At 52.8% G+C, this 22,911-nt stretch carries 20 protein-coding genes; 5 read left to right on the top strand and 15 right to left on the bottom strand.

Features of this window, described 5'->3' with window-relative positions; genetic code table 11:
- The first annotated feature begins 23 nt into the window (after positions 1-23).
- Genes B9Y55_RS02855 through B9Y55_RS02835 form a run of 5 tightly spaced genes read left to right on the top strand, consistent with a single transcriptional unit; the run spans position 24 to position 4,843 of the window.
- Positions 24-1,172 (top strand): DegT/DnrJ/EryC1/StrS family aminotransferase, encoded by a 1,149-nt coding sequence (locus B9Y55_RS02855; protein WP_085543851.1) that lies wholly within the window; start codon positions 24-26, stop codon positions 1,170-1,172.
- A gap of 14 nt (positions 1,173-1,186) precedes the next feature.
- On the top strand, positions 1,187-1,789 hold the full coding sequence (locus B9Y55_RS02850; RefSeq protein WP_085543850.1) for a sugar transferase: 603 nt from the start codon (positions 1,187-1,189) through the stop codon (positions 1,787-1,789).
- Positions 1,786-2,421, top strand: coding sequence for an acetyltransferase (locus B9Y55_RS02845; RefSeq protein ID WP_085543849.1), 636 nt, complete (start codon positions 1,786-1,788; stop codon positions 2,419-2,421). Before B9Y55_RS02850 ends, B9Y55_RS02845 begins: the two co-directional genes overlap by 4 nt.
- Positions 2,422-2,444: 23 nt before the next feature.
- Entirely contained in the window at positions 2,445-3,752 is a 1,308-nt protein-coding gene (locus B9Y55_RS02840) for a glycosyltransferase family 4 protein (RefSeq protein WP_085543848.1), read from the top strand.
- Entirely contained in the window at positions 3,749-4,843 is a 1,095-nt protein-coding gene (locus B9Y55_RS02835) for a glycosyltransferase (RefSeq protein ID WP_085543847.1), read from the top strand. The genes B9Y55_RS02840 and B9Y55_RS02835 overlap by 4 nt, the downstream gene beginning before the upstream one ends.
- Positions 4,844-4,868: 25 nt before the next feature.
- On the opposite strand, the gene B9Y55_RS02830 is transcribed toward B9Y55_RS02835, so the two are convergent.
- The 15 genes from B9Y55_RS02830 to B9Y55_RS02760 all read right to left on the bottom strand — a co-directional run bounded on the left by B9Y55_RS02830 (position 4,869) and on the right by B9Y55_RS02760 (position 22,907).
- Positions 4,869-5,969, bottom strand: a complete 1,101-nt coding sequence (locus tag B9Y55_RS02830; RefSeq protein ID WP_268753271.1) for an N-acetyl sugar amidotransferase — start codon at positions 5,967-5,969, stop codon at positions 4,869-4,871.
- A gap of 19 nt (positions 5,970-5,988) precedes the next feature.
- Entirely contained in the window at positions 5,989-6,756 is a 768-nt protein-coding gene (locus B9Y55_RS02825; protein WP_085543845.1) for an AglZ/HisF2 family acetamidino modification protein, read from the bottom strand.
- Positions 6,749-7,363 carry an imidazole glycerol phosphate synthase subunit HisH gene (gene hisH, locus B9Y55_RS02820; protein ID WP_085543844.1) on the bottom strand — a complete coding sequence of 205 codons (615 nt, stop codon included), beginning with the start codon at positions 7,361-7,363 and terminating at the stop codon, positions 6,749-6,751. Before hisH ends, B9Y55_RS02825 begins: the two co-directional genes overlap by 8 nt.
- A gap of 17 nt (positions 7,364-7,380) precedes the next feature.
- Positions 7,381-8,304: a CDP-glycerol glycerophosphotransferase family protein gene (locus tag B9Y55_RS13170; RefSeq protein WP_159448208.1), complete on the bottom strand. Its 924-nt coding sequence runs from the start codon at positions 8,302-8,304 to the stop codon at positions 7,381-7,383.
- A 491-nt stretch (positions 8,305-8,795) separates the two neighbouring features.
- Entirely contained in the window at positions 8,796-9,488 is a 693-nt protein-coding gene (locus B9Y55_RS02810) for an acylneuraminate cytidylyltransferase family protein (RefSeq protein ID WP_085543842.1), read from the bottom strand.
- 6 nt (positions 9,489-9,494) lie between these two features.
- A complete protein-coding gene (locus B9Y55_RS02805; protein ID WP_085543841.1) occupies positions 9,495-10,562 on the bottom strand; it encodes a nucleotidyltransferase family protein in 1,068 nt (355 codons plus the stop codon).
- A gap of 12 nt (positions 10,563-10,574) precedes the next feature.
- A complete protein-coding gene (locus tag B9Y55_RS02800) occupies positions 10,575-11,198 on the bottom strand; it encodes a NeuD/PglB/VioB family sugar acetyltransferase (protein WP_085543840.1) in 624 nt (207 codons plus the stop codon).
- On the bottom strand, positions 11,199-12,263 hold the full coding sequence (gene neuB / locus B9Y55_RS02795; RefSeq protein ID WP_085543839.1) for an N-acetylneuraminate synthase: 1,065 nt from the start codon (positions 12,261-12,263) through the stop codon (positions 11,199-11,201).
- Positions 12,263-13,438, bottom strand: coding sequence for a UDP-N-acetylglucosamine 2-epimerase (gene neuC, locus B9Y55_RS02790; RefSeq protein ID WP_085543838.1), 1,176 nt, complete (start codon positions 13,436-13,438; stop codon positions 12,263-12,265). Before neuC ends, neuB begins: the two co-directional genes overlap by 1 nt.
- 16 nt (positions 13,439-13,454) lie before the next feature.
- Entirely contained in the window at positions 13,455-14,423 is a 969-nt protein-coding gene (locus tag B9Y55_RS02785; protein WP_085543837.1) for an NAD-dependent 4,6-dehydratase LegB, read from the bottom strand.
- Complete coding sequence (locus tag B9Y55_RS02780; RefSeq protein ID WP_085543836.1) at positions 14,420-15,748, bottom strand: flippase; 1,329 nt, start codon at positions 15,746-15,748, stop codon at positions 14,420-14,422. The genes B9Y55_RS02785 and B9Y55_RS02780 overlap by 4 nt, the downstream gene beginning before the upstream one ends.
- A gap of 17 nt (positions 15,749-15,765) precedes the next feature.
- Positions 15,766-16,773: a Gfo/Idh/MocA family protein gene (locus B9Y55_RS02775; RefSeq protein WP_085543835.1), complete on the bottom strand. Its 1,008-nt coding sequence runs from the start codon at positions 16,771-16,773 to the stop codon at positions 15,766-15,768.
- A 21-nt stretch (positions 16,774-16,794) separates the two neighbouring features.
- The gene (locus tag B9Y55_RS02770; RefSeq protein ID WP_085543834.1) at positions 16,795-18,114 is read right to left on the bottom strand and encodes a nucleotide sugar dehydrogenase; all 1,320 of its coding nucleotides are present in this window, start codon (positions 18,112-18,114) and stop codon (positions 16,795-16,797) included.
- 13 nt (positions 18,115-18,127) lie between these two features.
- Complete coding sequence (locus tag B9Y55_RS02765) at positions 18,128-18,874, bottom strand: acyltransferase (protein ID WP_085543833.1); 747 nt, start codon at positions 18,872-18,874, stop codon at positions 18,128-18,130.
- Between the two features lie 136 nt (positions 18,875-19,010).
- The gene (locus B9Y55_RS02760; protein ID WP_234986112.1) at positions 19,011-22,907 is read right to left on the bottom strand and encodes a choice-of-anchor D domain-containing protein; all 3,897 of its coding nucleotides are present in this window, start codon (positions 22,905-22,907) and stop codon (positions 19,011-19,013) included.
- Positions 22,908-22,911: the final 4 nt, after the last annotated feature.

The following is a 22,911-nucleotide window of genomic DNA, read 5'->3' as shown; positions in this document are numbered from 1 at the left end:
ATCCCTTTTAAGAAGGTGGCTTCATGGCAGACAAGGAAAGGATAATACTCTCGCCTCCTCACATGAGCGGAGACGAGCTTAAATTCGTACACCAGGCCTTCGACTCGGGCTGGATAGCCCCTCTAGGTCCTCAGGTGGACCATTTCGAGGAAGAAACCTGCGACTACATAGGAAGGCCCAAGGCCCTGGCCCTCAGCTCCGGCACCGCCGCCCTTCACCTGGGGCTCAGGCTACTGGGAGTGGGGCCTGGAGATATAGTCCTCTGCTCCTCCCTGACCTTCATAGCCTCGGTGACTCCGGTCAAGTTCCTAGGTGCCGAACCCTACTTCGTCGACTCCGACGAGGACACCTGGAACATGTCCCCTCAGGCCCTAAACAGAGCCATAGAGGACCTAGCCTCCCAGGGCAAGACCGCCAAAGCGGCCATAGTGGCGGAGCTCTACGGACAGGCCCCGAAGTGGGACGAGCTCATGCCCATTTTCGATCGCCACGACATACCGGTTCTGGAGGACTCGGCGGAGGCACTGGGAGCGGACTACCGGGGCAAAAAATGCGGCAACTTCGGCCGTTACTCGGTGTTGTCCTACAACGGCAACAAGATAATAACCACCTCCGGCGGAGGAATGCTCCTCATGGACGACCAGGAATCCAGGGACAAAGCCTTCTTCTGGGCGACCCAGGCCAGGGACCAGGCCCCGTGGTATCAGCACACCGAGATAGGCTACAACTACAGAATGAGCAACGTCCTTGCCGCCATAGGCAGGGGACAGATGCTCCATCTGGAGGAGCGGGTCGAGGCTAAAAGGGCCATATACGACCGATACAGAGAGGCCCTAGGGAATCTTCCTGGATTTAAGTTAATGCCCGAGACAGAGGGATGCCGATCCTCCATGTGGCTAACCTCCCTGACCATAGACCCAGAGAAAGCGGGCGTATCGGCCATGGACGTCCTGAAGGCCCTGGCGGAGGAAAACATCGAGAGCCGCCCTGTATGGAAGCCCATGCACCTACAGCCGGTCTTCGAAGGCTGTGGCTACGCCTCCCACGGCGAAGGAGACACCGTCAGCGACAGGCTCTTCCAAAACGGCCTATGCCTCCCCTCAGGAACGGCCATGACCGAAGAGCAGCAGAACAGGGTCATACAGACCGTAAAGGACACCCTTAAAAGGTGAAAAGACACCGCTCTTTGAAAGATCCGTTCAAGAGGGCTTTGGACGTCGTTCTATCGTTGATGGGACTGGTTGCCCTGTCGCCGGTCCTACTGTGTACCGCCCTGGCAGTGGCCGTTAAGCTGGGGCGGCCTGTGCTGTTTCGGCAGAAGCGACCGGGGCTGAACGGAAAGCCCTTCTATATGCTCAAGTTTAGGACCATGACCGACGGCAGGGACAAAAAAGGCGACCTCCTGCCCGACGAGATAAGGCTCACCGCCTTCGGCAAGCTCCTGAGGAGCACCAGCCTGGACGAACTGCCGGAGCTGCTGAACGTCCTTAAAGGCGACATGAGCCTGGTTGGCCCAAGGCCCCTCCTGATGGAATACCTGCCCCTCTACAGCAAAGAGCAGGCCAGACGACACCGTGTTCGACCCGGGATAACCGGCTGGGCCCAGGTCAACGGCAGAAACGCCCTCTCCTGGGAGGAGAAATTCGCCCTAGACGTATGGTACGTGGACAACTGGTCCATCGAGCTGGACCTGAGGATACTGGCAAAAACGGTGGGAGCGGTGTTCAAAAGGCAGGGCATAAGCTCAGGAGGCCACGCCACCATGCCGCCCTTCGAGGGCAAAAGATGAGCGGAATATACGTCCTAGGAGCCGGTGGACACGGCAAGGTGGTTATCTCTACCATCAGGGCCATGGGCCTGGAGGTCGAGGCGGTTTTAGACGACGATAGATCTCTGTGGGGTTCCTATCTGTCAGGGGTTGAAGTAACTGGCCCCATAGACAGCCTGAGGGGGAAAAAGAACCCCAAAGCCATAATAGCCATAGGCATAAACCACATCAGGGAAAAGATCGCCACCAGGCTCGACGAGGTCGAATGGATAAGCGCCATACACCCATCTGCCGTGATAGACGGCTCCGTAAAGATCGGACCAGGCACGGCCATATTCGCCGGAGCGGTGGTACAGCCCGACTCCACCGTCGGAAACCACGTCATAATAAACACCGGTGCCACGGTGGACCACGACTGCGTGCTGGAGGACTTCGTCCACATAGCTCCAGGGTGTCACCTAGCTGGAAACGTATCACTCCGCAGGGGGGCCTTCATGGGCATAGGGAGCTGCGCCGTCCCAGGAACCACCGTAGGCCCCTGGACCACCGTAGGAGCTGGCGGAGCGGTGATAGCGGACCTGCCGGGAAACGCCGTGGCCGTTGGGGTTCCGGCAAAAGAAATTACCGCACTTCCCAGCAAGAGAAACAGATAGCCCAGAGAGGGGAGAATCGAAAAATGGAGATATGGTGGATAAACCATCATGCTCGCCTACCTATAGTCCCAGGAGGCACTCGACACTACAACCTCGCCAAGGAATTAAAGAAGCTAGGACACAACACGACCATAATTAACGGAACATTTGATCATCTAGGTCCTATGCTACCCTTCAAAGAGAAAAAACATATCCATAACCCTATAAAAACAAAATACAACGGGGTTCTTTTTTACAGCATCCCGACGCCTAAATACAAGGGCAGTAGTTCGCTAGGACGAGTATGGAGTATGATTATTTTTATGCTAAAAACTATATCGAAGCTAAAGAATACCCCCACACTAAAAAGACCTGACGTGATAATCGGATCCACCGTCCATCCTTTGGCGGCATTGGCAGGATTGATATTGGCGAAAATACACAAGGTCCCTTTTATATACGAGGTAAGGGATCTCTGGCCACTAACATTGGTAGAACTTGGGAAAATACCCTCCCGACACCCTATTGTTATCTTCTTTAGCCTGCTAGACAAAGTCCTGTCAAAGTCATCTTCGACTATAATTACAACCGCCCCACTGATGAAAACCTACTACAAATCCAAATTCCACTTACCAGAGGGCAAATTTCTATGGATAACAAACGGAAGCGATCTCGTTTTTTCTCAAAAAAACACCCTAAATAAAAATATATCTTCACCTATAAAAATAGGCTACTCTGGTAGCTTAGGAGAAGCAAACGGCGTACTAGAATTGATGAAGGGCCTAAAGAAAACTCCTAAGGAAATAGTCAGATCTTTTCAGTTCCATATCATAGGAGACGGCCCTCAAAAGGAAGAAATAAAAAGGCTGGCTGCTAAGCTAAATTTAAACATGGTCTTCCACAACCCGGTTCCCAAAAAGATCTTATCCGAGAAACTTTCCAATTTCGATGTATTACTAGTAATGCTTCAACCATCACCAATTTACAGGTACGGAATAAGCCTCAACAAAATAGCGGATTATCATAAAGCAGGAAAACCTATCGCCATGATAGGGAGGTGCGCAGCAAACCCACTAGATCAATCTCACGCAGGATTCAAAGTAAATTCACTAAAAGAACTACCTGCCCTGCTACGAAATATTTCAAAGGCAACTAGATCCGAGCTTATTAAGATGGGTGAAAAGGGAAGGATATATGGGGAAAAAAACTATGAATGGAGTACCCTCGCTAAAAAACTAGACATAAGACTTGTGAAAATAGCAAAGACAAATACTCAAATTACCCTAAAAAAGGAGGGAGAGCCGTCTCGCTCAAGACTAAAATCACCGGTCTTCGACGGCAACATCCGATGAAAAAAGTAACCCATATCACCTCAGCACACCCGAGAGAGGACATAAGAATCTTCATAAAAGAATGTTCCTCCCTCGCTCAAAATGGCTACAAAGTCTCGCTAATAGTAGCCGATGGAAAAGGTCATGAAAACAAAAACAACGTTTCCATCATCGATGCGGGAGCAAAAGAGAAGAGCAGATATCGGCGAATACTGAAAACTACTTCTGACGTAGTGGATAAAGCCATAGAGACCAAGGCCGATATTTACCACATACACGACCCTGAATTGCTGCTTTTCTCAAAAAAACTAATGAAACACGGGAAACTAATATATGATGCACACGAGGACGTCCCTCGACAAATTTTAAGCAAAAACTGGATTCACCCATTCTTTCGGAAGCTTATCTCGCTCGCAACAGAAAAGACGGAAAATTACTATGCAAAAAAGGTTAGCGGAGTTGTTGCAGCAACACCATTCATAAAAAAAAGATTCATCAAAACAAACCCCTTAACTGAGAATGTAAATAATTTCCCAATATTAGAGGAGCTAGGGGATATCCAACACCCATCCAGCAAAGAAAGGTTTGTCTGTTATATAGGCGGGTTATCAGCTGTTCGTGGACTCTTTGAGATGATAAAGGCTATGGAATACGTAGACGGCAAACTCCTTCTCGCCGGAGTTTTTTTAAGCAAAGAAGAAAAAGACCTGGCCCAAACCCTCCCTGGCTGGAAAAAAATCGTTGACCTTGGATTCTGTGACAGAGATAAGATAAAGGATATTTTATCCCTATCAAGAGCAGGGCTAGTGGTGTTAAGGCCAACCATAAACTACGTCGATGCTCTCCCGATAAAACTTTTTGAATACATGGCAGCAGGACTCCCTGTAATAGCATCCTCTTTCCCGTTATGGAGGGACATAGTTCTCCCCATAAAATGTGGAATATGCGTAAACCCGTTAAATCCTAAGCATATAGGAGAAGCGATAAACTGGATACTAGACAACCCCAAAAAATCGGACGCAATGGGGCGAAGGGGGAAAAAGGCAACCCAATCCACTTATAACTGGGAAGGAGAACGGGAAAAGCTATTAAGTTTTTATGCTCACATGTAGACTAATCAAAAAGAACAAATCAAGACTAAAAAAATATTTTTTTGTAAACTCTAGAAAAAAAGTCAAAAAAGGGCTTTTCCGAAGGATAAATGAGATGCGATTTTTCCGGTCTAGAAAGATACTCGTCAAGTTGATTTTTTGACCAGCACATCTTCTTAAGGAAATAACCTATATCATCCTGAAGATCTTTCTCTGAGGGGTAAGCAATCCCCTCCAAATCTTTAATTGCATCTACTCTTGACATCTGACCGCTTAAGATAAGTATGCTAAGATGTATCTTTCTCTTATCCACACCAAATTTACTAGGAAGAATGTATCCTTGATAAAATCTAGTAAAAACAGACTCATAGTGTTTATAGGGGTAGGGTTTATAATCAAAATCCCGCTGAAGAGTGCTCATAGCACTGAATTTATTGTAATCAATACTGTTTAAAAGCGACTCCCATTTTATTCTGTTGAATATTTTTTTAATTATAAAATCCACTGTGCCTATCGCAGGAAATGTTATCAGAGAGGGGCCGTTAAACTCCGCAACAATTGATTTTATATTTTTCTTATCAAACTTGAGCCAATTCCAGCCATCAGGCATTCTCATGCCCTCTGTAGCCTGGTTGGAGCCGGACAGTATATGCTTTATGCCGTATTTAGCGGCCATTCTGTAGTTAACGGCCAACATTGCGTTATCATAGAGCAACTCTATGTCTATGACATCGGCGTCAAAAAAGGCCTGCATCAGTCCTTTATACTCTTCCCAATTTATGACGTGAGTATATAAGTCCACGCCAAGTTTCTGGACAAGGTTCGAGATATTGTTCTGGGCCAGCTCGGAGTTCCAGCCGTTATCCATGTGGACCGCCAGAGGTCTTAGCCCTAACTCTATAGCCTTCACCAAAACCCAAGAGCTGTCCACCCCGCCGGAGACACCGATAATGCAGTCGTACGGTTTGCCCTTTCCGTCTTTTTTTACTTTAGCTACGAAAGCATCAAGCTCTTTTTTTCTAGCCTCAGGTTCCTTGAAAAGAACCTTCGACGAGCGACTCAAAAACTCGGTGCAGTAGTTACACACGCCGTTATCGTCGAAAGATATATCCCTAGCGGTAGTATCCATGACACACCTAGAGCACATTCTGTAGTCTTTATCCATCTCAATCCATCGCCCCTAACTCTTTTTCCAGATCTTCGTACTTTGGGTATGTTATCAGTACAGCCCTATGTGGACCGTGGAACACGAAAAAGGCTCCAGCCGCCACAGCGCTGGCTCCGGCACCGACGGCATCTTTCATGTCTTTTATGCTGCCAACTCCACCAGAGGCGATCAACGGAACGGAGAAAGTACTGGAAACCTGGGTTATAAGCTCCAAGTCCATACCGGACATAGTACCATCCCTGTCTACAGAGTTTAACAGTATCTCCCCAGCCCCAGCTCCGACAGCAGAGGATATATAGTCCATAAAGGGCTTTTTCAGCGTTTTTTTAGTCGACGCAGAGTAGAGACATTTTTTACCAAGCCAACTTTTCTTAACGTCCACGGAGACCACCACGCTCTGGCTTCCGTACCGAGAGGCAATCTCTTTGATCAAAGATGGGTCGTCTAAAACAGCGGTCTGCAAGCAAACCTTTTCGACTCCCATGGAAAAAAGCCTTCGGGCCTGTTCAAGGCTCGATATGCCACCACCGTAACAAAGGGGCATAAAGCACTCACCGGCGAACCTCTCTATCAGATCGTAATCAGGCCCCTTTCCCTTAGTGGAAGCGGAGATATCCAGGACCATCAGCTCATCCACCTCTTTTTCGTTGAAGATGCGGATGGCGTTGATCGGATCGCCTACGTACTTAGGATCGGAAAAACGACAGGTCTTGACCAGCCCGCCGTCTGATAACAGTAAGCTGGGTATTATTCTTGTTTTAAGCATTGGAGAACTCCATAAATCGCCTCAGTAGAGCCATGCCAAAGCGATGGCTCTTTTCCGGGTGAAATTGAACGCCAAAGACATTGTCCCTAGCGAAGGCGGCCACAAAATCGTGGCCATAATTGCACTTCGCGATAACGTCGGACTCGTTATCACAGCTCACGTAGTAGGAATGGACAAAGTAAAACCTCTGTCTCTCCTCCGGCACTATCAGGGGGTTGTCCCTTGGTATATCCACGGTGTTCCACCCCATGTGGGGAACCTTGAGCTTCGGATCGTCAAAAGAAAACTTGCGGACATCCCCGTTGATCCAGCCCAGGCCGGGAAGTGCCCCCTCTTGGCTGGACCTGGTCATGAGCTGCATCCCAAGACATATCCCGAGAACCGGAACCGCTCTATCCAAAACCGCCTTGGACAAAACGTCCACTAACCCCCGTTCCTCCAACGCTCCCATACCGGCATCGAAGGCCCCAACACCAGGCAATATGAGCTTATGGGCGTCAAGTATCCTTTCTGGATCGGAGGAAATCTCACAGTCTCCCCCGACGTGCCGTATCATATTTGCGACGGAGTTTACGTTGCCAACTCCGTAATCGACTATAACGGTCATATTTTTCTCCCTACAATTCAGGATAAGGCGTTTTTCAGGAAATCACGGTAGTTGCTCTCCCAGCCAGAAGCCCACATCGACTCGATAATCGAGGCGGAAACTTCGCCCTCTTTTCCAAACGCTATCTTTTCAACGAGATCATCAGATGAAGAAAAAGTCGAAAAAGGATGAGATGGATAACAAAACCTCGCCTTTTCGGTATCCCAAAGGAATACCGATCGAACCAGACCTATAGCCTCAAAGAGTCCAGTGGAAAGCTCGCTGATCAAGATATCCGCAGAGGCAAAGGCATCGTAGATATCTTTCTCCCACTCCAGGGCAATCTTGCCTTTCCTTTTTCCGTACTTTCTGGCAACCTGCTCCCTTTCGATAGGGTGAGGCCTAAAGACTACCCTGTATTTTTCACTAAGGGCATCTGCAAGAAAAGAACACAGCGAGAGGTACTTCTCAGTCTCTGTTCCATCACCTAAGACCAGTATGTCCTTCTTCCTATCCCCATCCATCCTGACTCTTTTAAGGGCATCCGTCCTGAAAGGATTTCCGATGGGGATTTTTTCAGAAGGAGTTTGTAGCTGGTCAAGCCACCACGTTCCATACCCAAGCAAAAACTGTGGAAGGGTTCGACGGTAATCAGGGCTATCACAGAGGGTCTTTGAAAAGTTATAGGCATCGTGGCCAGAGGAGATGCTGCCATGCTGATACTCCGCGGTGACAAGGCCGTTTTCTCTCGCGATCATATTTATTATGGAAGATCCCCCGTAGGAAGCCTCCTCCCTCAACAGCATCCTGGCCCTTGTTCTTCTAAAAAGCCTTGAATAGAGGAGCCTGGCCCCTGGTATAGATGCAGCCCTTCTAGAGAGCCCCTCGATCAAAAAGCGCTTTCGCTTCTGGGAAAGAGACCACCCAATCAACGTTATTGCCCTATTCGCCACAAAGTCCACGAGAGCGGTAGCGGCCTTTACGTGTCTATCTCTAACGCTAAACTTACCATAGAGAGACGAAAGCCCCAGAATAGGGGAATCGAATAGGACCTTTTCGTTTACCCTGGGAAAGGGCCAACGCCAGTCAATCGGCAAAGACTCCATGGTAACGGTCCTATCCGAGGCAGCTATGGCAAAGTGATCCGATAGACGGTTAAAAAACAGCCCATCTCGGAGGACATGGCTTCCTGTAGAGGATATAAGCACATCCCCCCTCAGATGTCGCCCCTTTATAGCGTTGTGGGCACAGGCCTTTAGGACCGAAAGATAGGCCTTCCTCGGACGAGGTTGTCTTTGATCTGAAATCAAAGGTTCTTTATAGTGTAGATCGCTTTTTATGAACCGTATAAACACGTTTCTGATCAAAGGCCAGAGCAGATATCCCGTATCGGGACAGCGAAAACTCAGTATTTCCGGAGTGTCCTCTATAACCAATATATCCTGAAGTGTCTTTATCTCCACGTCAAAATCCCCTTGTCCAACAAAAACTCCGCCCAGGCCCAGTCCTCCATGGTGTCTATATCGACGGACCTCTCCCAGGGCATGGAATAGAGGCGGGTTTTCTCGTCCATGAAGGCTCTGTTCCTCAAAAACCACCGGACGTCGAATACATAGATGGCCCCATTCAATATCTGCCACCGCAGAGAAGCAGCCTCTCCAAGGCGTTCGGAGAGGGAGGACAAGACCTCTCCCTCCTGGGAATACATCCATGAGGGATTTTCCCTCACCGGTCTGGTGGAGATCAATGACGAAAAACCTCCAGAAAGACAGCCCTTTATGGCTCCGTCCACATCCTCACAGGATCGAAAGGGAGATGTAGGCTGAAGCAAAATCACGTAGTCGAAAAGACCGTCACCTAGAAAGTTCAGTGCGTGTATAACCACGTCGGCACTGGTAGCGGTATCGGTCGCTAAGCTGTCAGGCCTCATAAAAGGGACATCGCAGCCGTGCTCCTGGGCTACCTTCGCTATGGCGTTATCGTCGGAGGAAAGGATTAACCTGTCTATGTAGGCCGATTTTTTCGCAGCCTCTACGGTCCAGGCTATTAAAGGCTTATCCCCCAGTATCTTTACGTTCTTGCCTGGTATCCTCTTTGAACCACCTCTGGCCGGTATTATGGCCAGAACTCTCTTGTCCTCGTACAACTGAGATCACCTCAACCTGGAATCGTCGCATACGGACCGACGGGCTCGCTCAAAGTCCTCCATCCTGCCGACGTCTATCCATAGGCCATCGACGGTATGGGAGACAAGTTTTTTGCCTCTGGAGATTAGGTCATCCATGAGGGTCGTCATGGCATAGGGCTCCCCTTTAGGGACAAAGGACAATACCTCTGGGCTCAGAACATACATACCGGCGTTCGCCATATAGGTTATAACCGGCTTTTCCCTGATGGAGCTAACACTGCCATCGTCGGATAGATCTACGACTCCGAAGGGAACCTGATAGGACATCTCCCTGAGACACATGGTTCCGTCGGCTCCAGATCTCTCGTGGGTATCTATAAGCTCTCCAAAATCCAAATCGGTGAAGATATCCCCGTTCATCACCAGTAAGGGCTCTTTCGGCAAAGGATCTATGAGGCTCAAGGATCCCGCTGTATTCAAGGGCTTTTCCTCGTGAAGATAGGCTATTTTGATACCTAGCCTGTCACCGTCGCCAAAATGGTCGATAATGCTGTCTTTGAGGTAGTTTACGGAGATATAGAAATTAAGAAAACCGCACTCCACCAGGTTTTCTATGATCATCTCGAGTATGGGCTTCTTCCCCAAAGGCAGCATAGGCTTGGGACAGTTATCGGTCAAAGCCCCCAGCCGACGGCCCCTCCCACCGGCCATTATGACGACGGGATTTGTCCTGGTCGCAGGGACAGCCAGATCTGAAAAACGGACTATTCCCAAAACCCGCCGATTTTCGTCGACCTTTATGAGAAAATGGACATCAAGCTCCTTCATACGGCGAATCATTGAGCCCCGCGACTCACCCTCAACTGTAACCTTAGGGGACCTGTTCATGACGGAGGACACAGGGGAATCAAGGGAGTCCCCTCTTAGAATAGCCCTTCTGATATCTCCATCGGTTACGACCCCGAGGAGGGTATCGTCTTTATCGACTACTAGGACAAATTGAGATGCGTTAGCATCGATAATACTCAAGGCACCCTTTAAAGCGAGAAAAGAGTCAACACAAAGAGCTCGAATGGCGATGTCCTTATTCATTCAAAAACCTCACTAAGGTCTCCTCCTTGCGGGAACTCCCATAACAGTCTCTCCGTTTCCGACGGACTTAACGACCACGGCCCCAGCGGCTACGATCGCACCTTCGCCTATCTCTATTCCCTGTATCACCGACGCTCCGGTCCCTATGTGGCAACGGTCCCCTACTGTGACGTCGCCGGACAGGACCGTACCAGGGGCGATATGAACGTGGTTGCCTATTTTACATCCGTGGTCCACTACCGCTCCTGTGTTTATTATCACGTTTACACCGAGGGAAACCGCCGTCTGGATAATCGCTCCTGGGAAAATCACCGTCCCCTGTCCCAGGGAGGCAAAGGGGGATATATAGGCGTTTTTAGATATTACCGGCGGAAAATCATAGCCTTTACCCTGAAAGTCCTCGAATATCCTCAGTCTCAAGGAGGGATCTCCTACGGACCCTATTCCGTTAGCCAGACAGACCTCCCGTCGGTCCCTGGCTAAAACGACGAGATCGTCCCCTAGGTATGGTATACGGCCCAAAAGAGGGGGCGAGGGTGATATATCGGTAAAGCCCTCGACGGAGTGGCCGTCGCTCAAGAGGATATCCCCTATGACGGAGCCGTGGCCGCCGCCTCCTAATATTATCCAGCCCACTTAGAGAAGGTCTCCTACTTTAACGTCCTTAACCGTGGTTCGCCCCAGTATATTCCACATATCCATGGGGGAAACCCCATTCCCGGGGCGGAGAGGCAGCAGCTGGCGCTCTTCTATGGTCGAACCGCAGGGAAGGTCCGACGAGAAGGCAAGGCTTTTCCTGACTGTAAGCCTGTTCGTCCTCTCGCTGGGCGTCACCGTTTTCGTTCCGTCCCCTAGTGCCAGCTCCACGTCCCTTATGGCCTTCACCATAGAGGCCATCTCACCTGGATCTATAGAGGCCCTGTGGTCCGGCCCAGGCAGATTTTTATCCAGTGTGAAGTGTTTCTCTACCACCGTAGCCCCTAGGGCCACAGCGGCGATGGGAACCGAGATACCCTGGGTGTGGTCCGAATATCCCACCGACAGGCCCAGGGCCTTCCCCATGGTCACCATGCAGTTCAGGTTCACGTCCTCCAGGGGAGCGGGGTACTCGGATGTGCAGTGCAACACCGTCACCTTATCCCTCAAGAGGGAACGGCCCTCGGGGTCCGAATAGGCCGCCACGAACCCCTCTTTTGAGGGATTTTCAAGGCCCATATAGCCGAAGGCCAGACAGCCTAAGGCCATCTCCACCTCCCCTAAAAGACTCATTCCTGTGGAGAGGATAACCGACAGGCTCGCCTTAGCCGCCTTCAGGAGCAGTGGACCGTTGGTCACCTCCCCGGATCCCAGTTTGATCTTTTTGAGCCCCAGATTGTCCGCCAGAAAGGACAGGCTGTCTTTGTCGAAAGGGGTGGACAGAAAATCGATCCCTCTATCCTTACAGGCTGTCTGTATCCTTCGGTGGTCGTCCTCGGAGAGCTCCAGCCGACGAAGCATGTCGAACTGGGATTCTCCCGCTCCGGTGGTCTTTATCTGGTACTCCGCCTTAGGAGCGTCCCTTTTGACCAGCTTTTCCGCCTTGAAGGTCTGAAACTTCACAGCGTCCGCCCCAGCTTCGGCGGCGGCGTCCACCAGCTTCAGGGCCATTTCCATAGATCCGTTGTGGTTTACGCCTGCTTCGGCGATTATGTAGACGGCCATTAAATCCTCTCCCTCCAGGGTATGTCGTAAAAACCTTTCGGCGTTTTGAACTCGAAGGCCCTAATGTGATTGGCCATGGTCACAGCGGGACTAGGCAATTCTACCCTACCGTTGGTATCCACCCTTCCCCGATCCAGGGCGAGGCTTATGGAGGATTTTATGGCCTCTTCGTCGCAATGGCAGTCTATCACCAGAGGATCCCTTATACGACCGGCCTGTCTATCCCCGACGTTGACCACCGGAACCCCTACTAAAGGAGCCTCTATCACGCCGCTGGATGAGTTGCCTACCACCACGTCGGCGATGGACAACATCCCCCAGTACCGTTTTCTTCCAAGAGACTGTACGAATACCTTGCGTTTAGGGTCTTCGGCACAGAAACGGGCTATGCGGTCGTTTATGATCCGTCCATCCGTATCGGCATTGGCCCCGGTAAAGACCATGGTGGCCCCTTTAAACCGGTCAAGGGCACGAAGCAACCGGTCGATCTGGTCTTCCGAGGATAGCGACGAGCGGGTCTCGGGATGGTATGTCACCACCATAAGGGGCTTGCCCAGATCTATGGAAAGGTGTTCCTCCAGGTCCACTTTGGACGGAAGGGCCTGTCTCGACAGGGAGTCGGCGCAGGCGGGACCGACGACGAACACCGATTCGGGACACTCTCCCATCTGGATAACCCTGTCCCTGTAGGTTTCGTTGGCGACGAAGTGCAGAGAGCTCATCTTGGTTATGGCGTGACGGAAGGAGTCGTCGTACGCACCTAGGGTTATCTCCCCTCCGTGGATGTGGGCTATGGGGATACCGGCCAAGTTGGCCGCCGCCGCTACCCCTAACATCTCGTATCTATCCCCCAGGATAACGGCGACGTCGGGGCTCAGCTCCTTAAAGGCGTCGGCAAAGCCTATAAGGCCGAGGCCGAGGGATTTGGTTATCGCAACTGTGGAATCCCCCGATAGGAGCATCTCCACTGATCTGTCTACGGGAAAGCCGTCGGACTCGATCTCCCTCCAAGTAAGGCCGAACTCAGGCGACAGATGGGCACCGGTGACTATCAGTTGCAGTTCCAGATCTGGGTCGGACTGGATCTCCTTCATGAGCCAGTAAAGCAGGCCGTATTCCGCCCTGGTGCCCGTCACTACCGCTATCTTACGGCGGGCTTTATTTTTAGAGGTCACGTCAGCCGCTCCGAGCCTAGACGTTGTACAGGTCGCTTTTATAGAGCGATTTCCGGTCTTTCATCCACTCCACCGTCTTTTTAAGCCCCTCGTTCAGAGAGACGGTTGCCTTCCAGCGGGAGAGGGATTCCATTCTCGACGGGTTCGACAGTAGCCGCTCCACCTCGCTTTTGGGGGGACGAATACGCTGTTCGTCGGAGACTATCTCGACCTGACAGCCGACAATTTCGGCGATTTTGTTCACCAGGTCGCCGATGGATATCTCGTATCCCGTACCGAGGTTAACTGTTTTACCTACCGTACCCTCGGAAGAGGCGGCGGCGATAAAGCCAGAGACGGTATCGGAGACGAAGGTGAGGTCTCTGGTGGGGCTTAGGTTGCCTAAAGAGAGCTTATTCCTGCCGTCCAGCATCTGGGATATAACGGTAGGGATAATGGCCCGAGCGGACTGTCTGGGACCGTAGGTGTTGAACGGCCTGACCACCGACACAGGAAGGTCGAAGGATCGGTGGTAGGACAGGGCCAAAAAGTCGGCGGAGGCCTTGCTAGCGGCGTAGGGAGACTGAGGATTGATAGGATGATCCTCGTCGATAGGGACGTACTGGGCGGTTCCGTAGGTCTCGCTGGTGGAGGTATGGATAACCTTCACACCGTATTCCCTGGCCCCCTGAAGGACGTTGTAGGTTCCCTCTACGTTGGTTCGGACGTAGGCCAGAGGGGATACGTAGGAATAGGGAATGCCTATGAGAGCGGCGAGATGGTAGACCGTATCGCAGCCTTTAAGGGCCGTATGAACCAGGTCGTAGTCTCGGATGTCGCCGGATATTATCTCGATCGAGTCCCTACAGGGGGAATTCTCCAGCCACCCCCAGGAGTTGCTTGAGTTATAGCGGACGAAGGCACGGACCTCATGGCCCTGATCCACCAGCTTTTCCACGAGGTGGGAGGCGATAAAGCCTCCTGCACCGGTCACTAAGGTTTTCATCTGTGTTCACCGTCTTTCAGTTTTGTTGTCTTTAAAGCCTCTTTCCACGGCATAGGGTAGACCTTTGAAGCGACATACCACACAAAGAGAAAAGTCAGCACGTAGGTTAACGAGGTGGCCTGAGCGGCTCCCACAGCCCCGTTTAGTTTTATAAAAAAATAATTCAAAACGATGTTTATCATAGCCCCAAGGAAGGTTGCCAAAGCCAAAACACGGGTTTTTTCGGCGTAAAAAATATAGTTCACGACCATATAGTACATCCCGCTAAAGGCGTACCCCATCGCTATCCATACGACAAAGACGACGGATCCCTGAAATTCCCTGCCGACAAGAAATCCCATCAAGACAGGAGCGATCAACCCAAGGAAAAGAGCAAGAAAAATTATAATGATAAAGTAAGCATAGGTAAGACGAACTATCTTTATTTTTTCCCCGGAGGAATCCTCGTTTAGCTTCCTGTAAAGCCAAGGGACATAGGCCTGGTTGAACGCCGTGGTCAAAAGGCCTATTATGGATCCTATCTGATAACCGACGGTGTATAACCCCGTGTCCGCCATTCCCACCATATGAGAGATGAAGACCCTATCGATGGTCGTGTTCAGTATCCCAGCCAAACCGTGGGGTATCAAAGGAACTCCAAAGCACAGGGCATGTGCTAGATAGGCTCTGTTAAAACGAGGCCTCAGCCAATCATTTTTAACCATAACCCAAAACCCAAGCATAGCGAAAAAGACGTAAACAGCAGTTTTTGACAGTATTCTGCCCTGCCACCCCATACCCAAGAGGACGACCAATCCCAGAGCTCCGATTAACTCCGACAAGGTCCTTCCGTTTTGGAAAAGGCCATAGGACTTTGGGGCTTCTCTGACCTGCCAAGAAGTCAGGACTATCTGTCCAATCACGGAGGACAATGCAACTAGGGGAACTGCCCAAATCCAGGAAGCAGGGAAAGAGAATATGCCGCTGAGAGTCCCTCTGAAAATATAAAACAGCCCCTGCATAGCAAGTCCCGTCGCGATGACAAAAAATACCACCGTCCCCATATAGACATCGGCGTCAAACCGGTCAGGGGCAAAAAAAGCTCTTCCGTATGCACCGTGAGCACTGAGTCCCACAAACGGGGTTGCAAGAGTGACCATAACCCCAAATATAGCGACGATACCGTAGTCATCGGGAGTAAGATACCTAGTCATAACCGGAAGCAGCAAGAAAGGGATCGCCACACTGAGCAAAGAGAAAAAGCCATAGGTTCCCGCAGAACGAAATAGGTTTGATTTAAAAACACCGGATATTATCTTGCTAACACCAGTAAACCTACCTCCCATACCATGCCCCAAAGCGATTATCCCAGCCTTTTATAGGTCCCATAAGCCCTCTCCAACACCTCAACGGTCTTCCTTCCCTCTCTGGCACTGACGAAACCGTAAAGCCCTTCCGCTTTGTTCAGAAAACCCGGGATTCTGCTGTAAAGAACGTAGTGTCCCCCTCCGTAGACGCTCTTAGGGTCGTAGCTTACCGAGTCAAGCTGTTCGTCCATACGGTGAGGTGCGTCGAAGTCCCATATCTCCACTTTGTTCATGGCGACGCCACCTATTTTTGCGGTTCCCCTGTCTCCCATGATTGTGATACTTCCCTCCAGGTTTCTGGGGTAGGTCAGCACCGATACGTTTATGTTCCCTATGGCTCCGTTTCGGAACTTGAGTCCCACTGAGATGGTATCCTCCGCCTCTATCCGTCTGCCGAGGGTCGAGGACAGGGAGTATACCTGCTCAACCGATCCTCCCATCCACTGGACCATATCCACGTAGTGGGCGGCCTGGTTGGCGAGGCATCCTCCGTCGAACTCCCAAGTTCCCCGCCAGGGGGCCATGTCGTAGTAGTCCTGAGGCCTGGTCCAGAGGACGTTGGAGGTTATCATGTGGATCCGGCCAAAACGCCCGGCCTCCAGGGCCTGACGAAGCAGCACTATGGTGGGGTTCAGCCGGTTCTGTTTTACCTCCATGTAGAGCACCCCTGCCCTGTCGCAGGCGGCTATGGCCCTGTCCACCTCGGCGAGGCTGGTTCCCAGGGGCTTTTCGGACAGTACGTTGACCCCGGCCTCGGCGGCGGTGATGGCGTGGGCTGGATGAAGCCCCGAGGGAGTGCAGAGGGCTACCAGGTCTATGGATTCGTCCCTGAGCATGGCGCTGTAGTCGGTGTAGGCCTTGCATCCGGTCTTGGCGGCGGTTGCGGCGGCCCGATCCTCCAGAATATCGCAACAGGCTACGAGCCTGAGCTGATCTACCTTCTCTATGGCGGCGACGTGGCTTTCGCTGATACGGCCACAGCCGAGTATGGCTATGTTGTGCATTTATAGGTCTCCTTATGGGCCCTAGAGCAGGTGCAGGTTTACAAGCTCTTCCCGAGGGGTTTCCACCGACGGGGCCAGGGCGTTTTTGGTGTCGAATATGAGCTGGGTGTTTTTGGCGATAAGGGCGTAGTCCACCTTGTGCTTATGTCCGGTGGTTATTACAACAGCGTCGTAGGCCCTTAGGACTTCCTCGGTAAGCTCGGTTGAGGCGATCTCCTGCCCCTTCCAGTGAACCGTGGGGCAATAGGGGTCGTGGTAGTCGACCGAGGCTCCTTTGGACTCCAGGTTCTCCCATACCTTCAGGGCAGGCGATTCTCTCAGGTCGTCGATGTCCCCTTTGTAGGCGACTCCGAGGATCAGGATTTTGCTGCACTTTAGGGCCTTGCATCGGTCGTTCAGCAGGTCCATGAGCCTTTCGACCACGTGGTCGGGCATGGAGTCGTTAATCTCCCCAGCCAGCTCTATGAGCCTTGTGTGGTAGTCGTATTCCCTGGCCTTGTAGGTGAGGTAGAAGGGGTCCAGGGGAATACAGTGGCCCCCTATTCCCGGGCCGGGGTAGAAGGGGACAAAGCCGAAGGGCTTTGTGGACGCCGCCTTTATGACCTCCCAGAGGTTTATGCCCATTTTGTTGCAGAGTACGGCCATTTCGTTGGCAAGGGCACAGTTTACTATGCGGAAGGTGTTTTCAAGTATTTTAGTGGCCTCCGCCTCTTTAGGGCTGGAGACGACGCAGACCGGGGCGTCTAAAACCGCTTCGTAAAGGGTTTTGGCGACCTCGGTGCAGGCTGAGGTACAGCCACCGACCACCTTAGGGGTGTTGTGGGTTTTGTAGGTGGCGTTGCCTGGATCTACCCTCTCGGGGCTGAAGGCCAGGTATATGTCGGTTCCCACCTTTAAGCCAGACGCCTCGAGGAGGGGCTTCAGGATTTCCTCGGTGGTTCCGGGGTAGGTGGTGGATTCTAAAACCACAAGCATGTCCTTATGGAGCCTGCTTGCAACCTCTTTTGTGGAGGCCTCGACGTAGGACAGGTCGGGCTGTTTGAACTTGTCCAGCGGCGTGGGGACGCATATGGCGACCACGTCGCAGCCCTTCAGGCCGTCGAAGTCGGTGGTGGCGGAGATAAGCCCACGGGACACCAGGTCCATAAGCTCCTCGGGAACAACGTCGCCTATGTAGTTCTCCCCCCTGTTGACCTTGTCGCACTTGTCTCCCTGCACGTCAAAGCCTGTCACGGTGTAGCCAGCTTTTGCCTTTTCCACCGCAAGAGGAAGCCCCACGTAGCCCAGGCCTATGACCCCTATTTTTGCACTCTTATCCTTTATTTTGTCCAACAAAGCCATATACTTGTCCCCTTTACCTTATGTAGAATGTCTGGTTCTCTATGAGCTGCTCTTCCGGCACTTCCCCGAAGGGCCTGGCGGGACATCCCGCGACGATGGTCCTGGGAGGAACGTCCTTTGTGACCACCGCTCCTGCGGCCACCAGAGCGTCTTGGCCTATCTCAATCCCTGGGAGCAACGTCGCGTTGACGCCTACTCTGGCTCCCTTTCGGAGGATCGGCCCTGCGAAGTGTTTTTTGCGCTCTTCGGTGCGGCCCAGGTAGTTGTCGTTTGAGAAGGCCACCGATGGGGCTATAAAACAGTAGTCCTCCACGGTGCTCATGGCGGTTATGTATGCGTTGGTCTCTATTTTACACCTCATGCCTATGGTGGTCTTGTTCTCCACCGTGGCCCCTCGGCCTATTATGGTCAGCTCGCCTATGCTCACGTCCTCTCGGACGGTGGCGCAGTCGCCGAAGAAGACCCCGTCACCGACGGAAGCCCCACGATATATAACGCAGTTGGCCCCTACTGTGACGTTTTTGCCGAGGATCAGAGGGGGAAGTTCCACTACCTCGCCGGTGGTGGCGGAGAGGCCAGCCTTGGCGGGGAGCTTGCCCAGGATGGAGCCGTCCAAGACGATAGATCCGTCCCCTACGACCACCCCGGACTTTATTACGACGTTGTGGCCAATCTGGACGTTCTCGCCCAGAGTAACCCCTTTTTCTATTACGACGTTCTCCCCTAACGTGACCGTGTCGGGGCAGGTTATATGGATCATAGGGATTCCCCTTTCAGTACAAATTCTATGAGTAAAAATACTACTCACAATCCATTTGGTCAAGAGCTTATCCTTCCTGACTACGAAGCACGGAGGCACAGGCTTAGCCTGTGCCTCCGTGTATTCTACACTTATTTTACCTTCTTGAGAAAAGCACCACCATCGGGGCCAGAAGCAGAAGGGAGGCAGGGGCTAGAAGTCCTAAAGAGCAGCCACCGCCGCTGCCGGAGGACTGGGACACCTCCCCTTGGGAAGTTCCGCTGTCCACCTTAACCACGTTTCCGTCGTCGTCACCGGCTTTAGGGCTGTCGGCGACGAAACCGATGCTCCTGGAGGCCAGGGAAGAGGAACTTAAGGCGGAGGCCTTAACGGTAGCTATCTCGCCGGACTCCAGAGGGCTGTCGCCGTACATAAGGATCCTGATACGACGGACGTTGCCCGGAAGATCGAACTGAGACACCCTCACGTTCCAGCCCTTGCCGTACATCGCGGAGGAAAGCTGAACCCCGCTGGCGAAGGCCTTAACCCTGTCGGAACGAAAATCCAGATCGGCGGTGAAAGAGGTCAGCTGCTCTCCCTCTCCTACCGAGACGGAGATGGGGAGATCGTAGTCCACCCCAGGCTCCCAGACCGAAGGGGCCTTCAGAGAGACCTCCGCAGCCCAGGCCGATCCGGTCAAGGCCAAAGCTCCGACCAAAACCATAGCGGAGAACCTGCCCTTTTTCAGGAAAAGAAGGGGCAGAAGGAGCAACAGCCCCCAGCCGGAGAACCCTACGGAACAACCGCTGGAGCTGCTTCCTCCAGGGCCGTCAGGATCTACCGGTGAAACCCCTTTAGACCCAGTGAAGCCCAGCTCGTAGACCACGGTGCCAGTGGCTTCATCCTGATCGTACGCAGAGTTATCGGTCATAGTGACGGTCATCTTCCTCTCAACCGAGGCCGTTTCGACCCCCGAGACGGTCTTGATAGACTTGCTGGATCGGTCCGATTTCAGAACCTCGACCTTTCCGGTAGAGCGTTTTTTGGCGAAGACCGTAAAGGTGTCGGTGCCGTCGGCCATATCCTTAAAGGTCACGTCCAGAGACACAGACGTAACGTCCACACTGAGAGCGGTAACGGTGACCTTCTTGGACCCTAACACCTCAAGCTTATCGCCAGCGTTCACGAAAAACGCCTTTATATCGCTCTCGGAGATAGAGCCAGCACCGGAGGACAAAGTTCCACCGACGACGGAAAGCTCCGCCACAGGGTTCCTCTCAGGATCGGGAGTCGATTTAGGCTCAAGTTTGCCAACTCCGCCGGGATCTACGAGACGGCCGTTTCTCTGCCTATCGGCGTCGTAGATGCCGCCCTCGACGATATAGAGCTTAACGGAGTTCGCACCGGTACGGACGAAATAGCCCCCGCCGGGATGGCCAGGATCGGGGAAGAGGGCCTGGTTTTTGGCGAAAATGGCCTCATCGCTGGAAGCGAGATCCACGTCCAGGGATATCTCCGTCATGGCCTCGAAGGAAGAGCTGTAATCGTCGGGATTCCAGGTCAGTTTCCACCAGGAAGCGTCGGCAGGCATATCGTTCACCTTAGCATCTATAACCACTACCTCACCGGCGGCACAGTCCACCGTCACGTTCCAAAGCCCCGAGGGAAGGGCCAGAGCCTTGTCGCCCCAGTCGGCACTGACGGTCATCCTCTTAACCGCATCGTCGAAGTTAAGGGGAGCGGCCAGTTTTATATCCCTGGAGACCAGATCGCTGTTTACCCCTATGCCTAAGGCGTTGCCGCCCTCTTTAACCCCTGCCACCTTATCGGCGGATATACTGGCGTGGGCGGAAGGATCGACCTTATCGGAAGGCACACCGTCGGAGTTTACCTCCAACAGTTCGGCGGTAAGAGGAATGGAAACCGATGGCCTCTCATCGTCGTTGGTGGTGAGGGTTATAGCTCCCTCAAAAACCCCCGCCTTGTCGACGTCTTTAAGCCTCACGGAGAAAGTACGCTCCTCACCGGCGTTAAGGGACACCCCCGAAAGGGCGCCGTCGAGGACGAAGAGATCGGGAGACACGTCACCGGACACCACCAGGCCATCTGCACTTCCTCTGTTAACGATGGAGAAGGTCGCAGAGGGAGGAACCTCGGTTCCCATAGGCACAGGAGGTATGACCACCGAAGAGGGATAGCCACAGACCACCTTAGACAGAGTGGTTCCTGTTGCCGAAAGATCGTAGACCCTGGTCCAGCGGTTTGCCGAACCGGCCTCGGTCACCACCACAGTGGCCTTTCCCGTCACAGAATCGGCTGAAACCGGCGTGAAGGCAACCTGAAGGGCTTTGGAGTCTCCACCGGCTATGGTACCTGTGCTGTCCCCAGGCACGGCCATGGCAAAGCCGGAGCCCGAAAGGGACACTTCATAGCTCATAGCCTTTTTGCCCTCGTTGGAGAGCAAAATAGCCTTAGTAGAGCTGGTTCCCTCGAGGACGTTGCCGTAGGCTAAAGATCTACCCATAGGCAGGAAAGCGGGAACCGCTGCGTCCTCCAGACCTCTTATCATAACGGTGTAGCTTCTTTGATATTTTTCCGCCTCGTTGCCCAAAACCACCAGAAGGGAGTTACGGGCCACGTGGTTGCGGATACTGGAGATATAATCGTTAAGGTCTATCCTCACCGAATCGCTCTTATCGGCGCTCAAGGCACCGACGAAGCTCTCGTCGTTGCTGACGCCCTGGAAGGTCCAGTCGAAAAAGGGCCTGCCGTAGGGAGCCCAATGGCGACTGAGCTTAACGGTCAAATCCACGTCGCCGATGTTGGAAAGGGCAACCGAGGCGGACTGAACGTCCGGGCTTGTGACGAAGATATTCTGAGGTATAACGGTCTCCGCCGCTCTTCTGGCCAGGCCGTAGCCCGAAAGCCCTGCTCTCACCGAGTTACGGGACGTTCCGGCGACGGCGGCTTTAACCTCCAGACGACCGTCCACCGATCCAGAGCCACCGGCGGTAAGGACAACCTCGACCTCTTTGGACTCTCCGGCCTTCACCGACATAGAGACATCGCCGGATAGGGCAAAACCGCCACCTGATACGGAAACGGAACCGCTGAAGTCGCCGTCACCGACGTTGCTTAGAGCGAGCTTTCTGGATGAAGGCTTGCCCACCAAAACCGTGCCGAAATCGACAAAAGAGGGCGACAGAGCCAGCTGTGCCTGAGGGGCCGCTTTGGCCTCGGCCTCAAGTCGGAATCCCCCTAAGGTAGCGGAGCCACTTTGGACCGACACCGCCTGAGAATATCGACCAGGTCGGGAAGGGGCAAAGACCGCCCTGACCTCAGCGGAGCCGCCGCCGGGGATCCCTATAGATCCGACAGGGAAGGAGAAGGGCTCGGCCACCGACAGGTCGACGGACACAGGTTCCTGAAGCCGGTTGATCAAGGTGATGGCCTTATCGGCGCTCTTGCCCACCTGGACCTCAGAGTCGAAGGAAACGCCCCCTCCCTCTACGTAGACCAGAGAGTCCACGACCTGAAAATCCCCGGATATAGGCCGCTTGCCTCCGTCTACGAGGAAGAAATCCCCGCTGACCAAAACTCTGCCAACCGAATCCACCACCTCGGAGTAGAGAGGGACAAACCTAGCGGAGGTCACCTCAGGAAGGGGGGAAAGCTTTCCGACGACCAGCTCTCCGGTAGGGAGAGGGGCAGCGGACTTATCCCCGGAGGCCAGAAGGCCGATCCTGAGCTTCTCCGAGCCTATATGGCTCCACTCCACCGTATAGCCTACAGGAAGATCCTTACCAGGAAGGATAGAATCGACCGTAAGGCCCTCGGTGCTGAAATCCGCCTGAAGGGCCCGGGCAGGTGTCCCAGGATCGACGTAGGTCAGCCCCAGATCCACAGGGGTGCCTTTGATCAAAACAGGGCCGTGGGCCCCGGAAACGGAGTTAAAAATCCCCCAGACCGGCACATGGGAGGCCCAGGCACCGGAGGAAAACAGCCCTATCGCCAGCCCTATCGCCAGAGCCATAAGCCTTCGGGACATATTCATCTTA

The organism is Dethiosulfovibrio salsuginis, assembly GCF_900177735.1.
GTDB lineage: Bacteria > Synergistota > Synergistia > Synergistales > Dethiosulfovibrionaceae > Dethiosulfovibrio > Dethiosulfovibrio salsuginis.
This window is presented reverse-complemented; position numbering and strand designations above follow the sequence as displayed.